Here is a 4394-nt window from a genome sequence, read left to right on the forward strand (position 1 = left end):
ATGTTCACCGCCCGCTTCACCCCGAAGCAGAACCCGGCGCTTTGGGCCACCTTTATCTTCATCGGGCCTTTTCCTTCAGCTCGGCTATCCGCTGCATGATCAGCCGGCTTAAGCCGATATACCCGTTTTTATCTGCCGGAAAAGATTCTATTTCGGCCACCGTTATCGGCTGGCCGAACCGGGCGGCCAGCGCTTGATTACGGGTCAGCAGTTTCCGCCACCCCTGGTTGGTGCCCCGGATGAAACAGGGAACCACCGGGACCCCATTCTGCCTGACCAGAAAACCTATGCCCGGCTTGGGGTCTAAAAAATTTTCTGTTTTGCTTCGGGTGCCTTCGGGGAAGACCAGTACCGCCAGACCCTGGTCCAGTTTTTCCTTAAGCAGCCTGAAGGCCTGGGAATCCCAGCCACCCCGCCTGATGGGAAAGGCGTTATGGCAGGTGATCAATGCCCTTAAGGGGGGAAAGCCGAACAGCTCTTTTTTAGCCATGAAGGCGGTCTCCCGGCGGATGCAGGATCCCACGAAGACTGGATCTATCAGGGCGATATGGTTGGAGGCAATTATTATGGGACCATTCCGGGGGACCAGCTCCCGCCCTTCCACCTTCCATCTGCAAATGGCGCCGAAATAAAGGTTCAGGGCGTACCAGGTCGTCCGGTAGGCCCGGGAATTAAAGGCCCGGCTTTCCCAGATCATGCTTCGGCCTTCATAACCTTTTCCGCCTGGGCGATCACCATCTCCACCTGCTGGTCAATGGTAAGGGTTGAAGTGTCTATCACCAGCGAATCCGGGGTGCAGGTCAGGGGGCTGTCGTCCCGCTGGCTGTCCTGGCGGTCGCGGGTTTCTATCTGTTTCTCCAGGACTTTTAAATCCATCGTCATGCCATGGGCCTCCAGCTCGGCCTTGCGTCTATGCGCCCTTTCCCGGACGGAGGCCTGCATGAAGACCTTGACCTCGGCGTTTGGAAAGACCACCGTGGTGATGTCCCGGCCCTCCATTACCACCCCACCCTTCCGCCCCATCTGCTGCTGGAGTTTGACCAGCCTTTGACGGACTGACGGAATGGCCGAGATGTCGGAGGCCGCCTGGGAGACTTCCGGGCTGCGGATCGGTCCGCTGACATCAACCCCGTCCAAGAATGTGGCCGGGCCTAAGGGAGCTGGTTTTTGGCTGATGTCCGTCCGGTCCATCATTTTTCCGATGGCCTCCCGGTCGCTGAAAGAGATCCCCAGCCGCAGGGCCTTCAGCCCGGCCGCCCGGTACATGGCCCCGGTATCGATGTAAAGGTATCCCAGTTTCTGGGCCACCAGCCTGGCGGTGGTGCTTTTGCCGGAGGCCGCCGGGCCGTCTATGGCAATTACCGGTTTGCGAAACATCAATGAAAATTACGAATTGCTAAATCTCAAATTTAAAAATACCGTGAACAGTTCCCTGGCATCTATCATCTATCATCCAGGATCTAATGACCGTGATCAGTCCTTCAGCACTTTCTTTAAGGAGATGATAAGTTTCTTGTTCTGCCGGGCGGTGCCGATGGTCACCCGCAGCTCAGTCTGATAGCCGTAATTCTTGACCGGCCGCACGATGACCCCCAGTTTTTGCAGGGCCGAAAAGACCGGCTGGGAATCTGTCTTGGGATCTATTAATATGAAGTTGCCTTCGGACGGCACATAGGAGATGCCCAGAGCCTGGAACTGTTTGTACAAATATTCTTTGCCCTCGACGTTGAGCCGCTTGCTTTTGGCCAGGTGCTTGGCATCATCTAGGGCAGCCAGGCAGGCGGCCTGCCCGGTCAGGCTGATGTTAAACGGCAGCCGCACCTTGCGGATCTGGGAGATCAGCTCGGGGTTTCCCACCCCGTAGCCCACCCGCAATCCCGCCAGCCCGTATATCTTGGAAAAGGTGTGGAGAACTATGGCGTTGGGCCAGTCCTTGAGCAGCTTGATGGTATCGGGGAAATCCGGCCGGTCGATGTATTCCAAATAGGCCTCGTCAAACACCGCCACGCAGCTCTCCGGCACTTTTTGCATGAAGGCCTTGACCTGGGTTTCGTTGAGCATGGTGCCGGTGGGATTGTTGGGGTTGGCGATGTATACCACCTTGGTCTGCGGGGTAACCGCGGCCGCCATGGCTTCCAGGTCGTGGACATAATTCTTTAAGGGGATCAGCGAAGGCCTGGCATCGGCCATCCTGGCCGCTATCTTGTACATGATGAAGGCCCCCTCGGCTATGACCACGTGGTCTCCCGGGGCCACGAAGGTCTTGGTGATGAACTCGATCACGTCCACCGAGCCGTTGCCGAATATCAGCTGGTCCTCGTTCACTCCCAGGCTGGCGGCCAGTCTTTTACCCAGGGCAAAGCATCCGTCGTCGGGATAGAGATTGATCTCCTTCAGCGATTTCCGCAGAGCTTTGACCGCCAGCGGCGAAGGCCCCAGCGGGTTTTCGTTGGAGGCCAGCTTGATGATCTGGCCCTTTATGCCCAACTCCCGGCGTACTTCTTCGATAGGCTTGCCAGGGATATAGGGGCTGATGCTCTGGATATTGGGCCTGGCTTGGGGCTTCATATATAACCTTATGCTGTTTAATGGGTTATAATTATGATTTTAACATAAACGATTATTATATCATATTTAATTCATAAAATCAAGTCAAATAAATATCAATAAATATCAGGATATCACCATAAAATATCCTAAAAATATCATTGTAAGCAAAAAAACGGCTTGGTTAGAGCCGCTTTTTTAATACAACTGCCTTTGTTTTGCTAAAACTCCCCATTTGTCTAGCTAGCGATTGCCGTAATATATACCTGGCAACAAACCGGCAACCGCACCAATGGTCATCCCGTATTTTAAACCGTTGTCTATGTTTTTGGTCAATATCGTGGAAGGCATCTTTTCATTGGCGACCAATAGATCGGAGATCTTATACAAAACATATTTATACCTGACATCGTTGCCGTGATTGAATACGATCTGAGTCCTGACATACTTCAGTGTTCTCTCAAAATCGTACAAACTGATGCTATCGCTGTTTGGCATCTCGACCACCTTCATTGGCTCTCCGGCGTAAACTCTGCCTGCCCCAGCAATGAGTATTTGCATTAGGTGCTATAAATAAATAACCTATTCATCCAGTGGCAGAGATATATGATTAAATAAAGATAAAATCGTGAGCACTTGTAAAGTTTATTTATTTACGGCTACTTAAGACCAAATAAAGTGCCGGTAAACTGTTTTTTCATATGATCTTCCGATTTCCCATTTATCCATTTCCCATTTATTTAGTTTCCCATTTACTTCGTGTCCAATATCACCGGCAGGCCGTCCTTGCCCGAACCGATGATGACTATTTTGGAATTGCTGGACGAGGCCAGCTTTTCGGTGGCCTCGATTCCCTTCCATCGCAGCAGCGGCTCGGAGATGCCCTGGGCCACTATATTCTGGAAGTCGGAGATGCCCCTGGCCTCGATTCGTTTGCGTTCGGCCTCCTGCTTCTCCTTGGTCAAAATGAACTCCATCCTCTGGCTCTCCTGCTCGGCCTTGAGCTTGTCCTCGATGGCGTCGGTCACCTTGCGGGGCAGCTCGATTTTGCGCAACGGAGTGCTCTCCACAATTATTCCCCTCGGGCTTACCATTTCCTTTAGGTCTTCCGAGATCATCTGGGCCAGTGTTTCCCGTTGCGAGGTGTAAAGCGCCTTGGCCTCGAACCCCGCGGTCACCCCCCGGCAGACCGACCGGAATTGCGGCTCCAAAATGACCTCCACATAATTTACCCCCACGGTTTTATACACTTCGGCCGCCTTCTCGGGGTCCAGATGATAGAGTACGCTGGCATCAAGATTAACCGTCAGGCCTTCCTTGGATGGCACGGCCATCACTTCGAAAACCTGCTGGGTCTTGATGGAAAATTTTATCACCCGGGCGAATGGGTTGCGGAAGTTGATCCCGGATTTCAGGGTCTTTGCCGAGACGCTGCCGAAGAAGTCCACCACGCCCACGTGCCCGGCCGGGATTACGGTCAGAAGCCGGGTGAAGGCGATCAGCCCAAACAGCAAAGCCAGTATCATCGAGATGGCGCGCCCCTGGCGGAAGGATTCGTTGTACTGTTTCAGTTTCCGGTCGGCCGCCCAAAGGTAGTAGACCGAGGCTCCGAACACCAGCAGTGAAAAAATGAACAACATGGCTTTTCCTCCTTAAAATATTTTTTTTTTGCCACAGAAACACGATTTACAATTCACAATTTGCAATGGCTTTGTTGCGCAAAGATTGTAAAGATACAGCATCCCCTGATAAATCGATGATTAGACAGCAACCTTATATGACACCGGCATACCTATTTGAGCCAGGCGGTTGAGAATGGCACATCCAATTCTGACTTCGGTTTTTTG

5 protein-coding genes are annotated in these 4394 nt (G+C 52.6%); all 5 read right to left on the bottom strand.

Annotated features, from left to right (window positions below; all coding sequences use genetic code 11):
• Window positions 1-58: 58 nt before the first annotated feature.
• Entirely contained in the window at window positions 59-697 is a 639-nt protein-coding gene (locus HY768_10940; protein MBI4727713.1) for a 1-acyl-sn-glycerol-3-phosphate acyltransferase, read from the bottom strand.
• Window positions 694-1377: a (d)CMP kinase gene (locus HY768_10945; GenBank protein ID MBI4727714.1), complete on the bottom strand. Its 684-nt coding sequence runs from the start codon at window positions 1375-1377 to the stop codon at window positions 694-696. The genes HY768_10940 and HY768_10945 overlap by 4 nt, the downstream gene beginning before the upstream one ends.
• A gap of 96 nt (window positions 1378-1473) precedes the next feature.
• Entirely contained in the window at window positions 1474-2568 is a 1095-nt protein-coding gene (locus HY768_10950; protein ID MBI4727715.1) for a histidinol-phosphate transaminase, read from the bottom strand.
• A gap of 222 nt (window positions 2569-2790) precedes the next feature.
• Complete coding sequence (locus HY768_10955) at window positions 2791-3060, bottom strand: hypothetical protein (protein ID MBI4727716.1); 270 nt, start codon at window positions 3058-3060, stop codon at window positions 2791-2793.
• 239 nt (window positions 3061-3299) lie between these two features.
• Complete coding sequence (locus tag HY768_10960) at window positions 3300-4187, bottom strand: prohibitin family protein (protein MBI4727717.1); 888 nt, start codon at window positions 4185-4187, stop codon at window positions 3300-3302.
• Window positions 4188-4394 lie beyond the last annotated feature (207 nt).

It is taken from the genome of candidate division TA06 bacterium (assembly GCA_016208585.1).
In the GTDB taxonomy this organism is placed as follows: Bacteria; Edwardsbacteria; AC1; order AC1; family EtOH8; genus UBA5202.

Bases quoted from the DNA above. Each gene is read 5' to 3' on its own strand.
- HY768_10940 (MBI4727713.1), bottom strand. From the start codon at position 697: ATGATCTGGGAAAGCCGGGCCTTTAATTCCCGGGCCTACCGGACGACC.
- HY768_10945 (MBI4727714.1), bottom strand. From the start codon at position 1,377: ATGTTTCGCAAACCGGTAATTGCCATAGACGGCCCGGCGGCCTCCGGC.
- HY768_10950 (MBI4727715.1), bottom strand. From the start codon at position 2,568: ATGAAGCCCCAAGCCAGGCCCAATATCCAGAGCATCAGCCCCTATATC.
- HY768_10955 (MBI4727716.1), bottom strand. From the start codon at position 3,060: ATGAAGGTGGTCGAGATGCCAAACAGCGATAGCATCAGTTTGTACGAT.
- HY768_10960 (MBI4727717.1), bottom strand. From the start codon at position 4,187: ATGTTGTTCATTTTTTCACTGCTGGTGTTCGGAGCCTCGGTCTACTAC.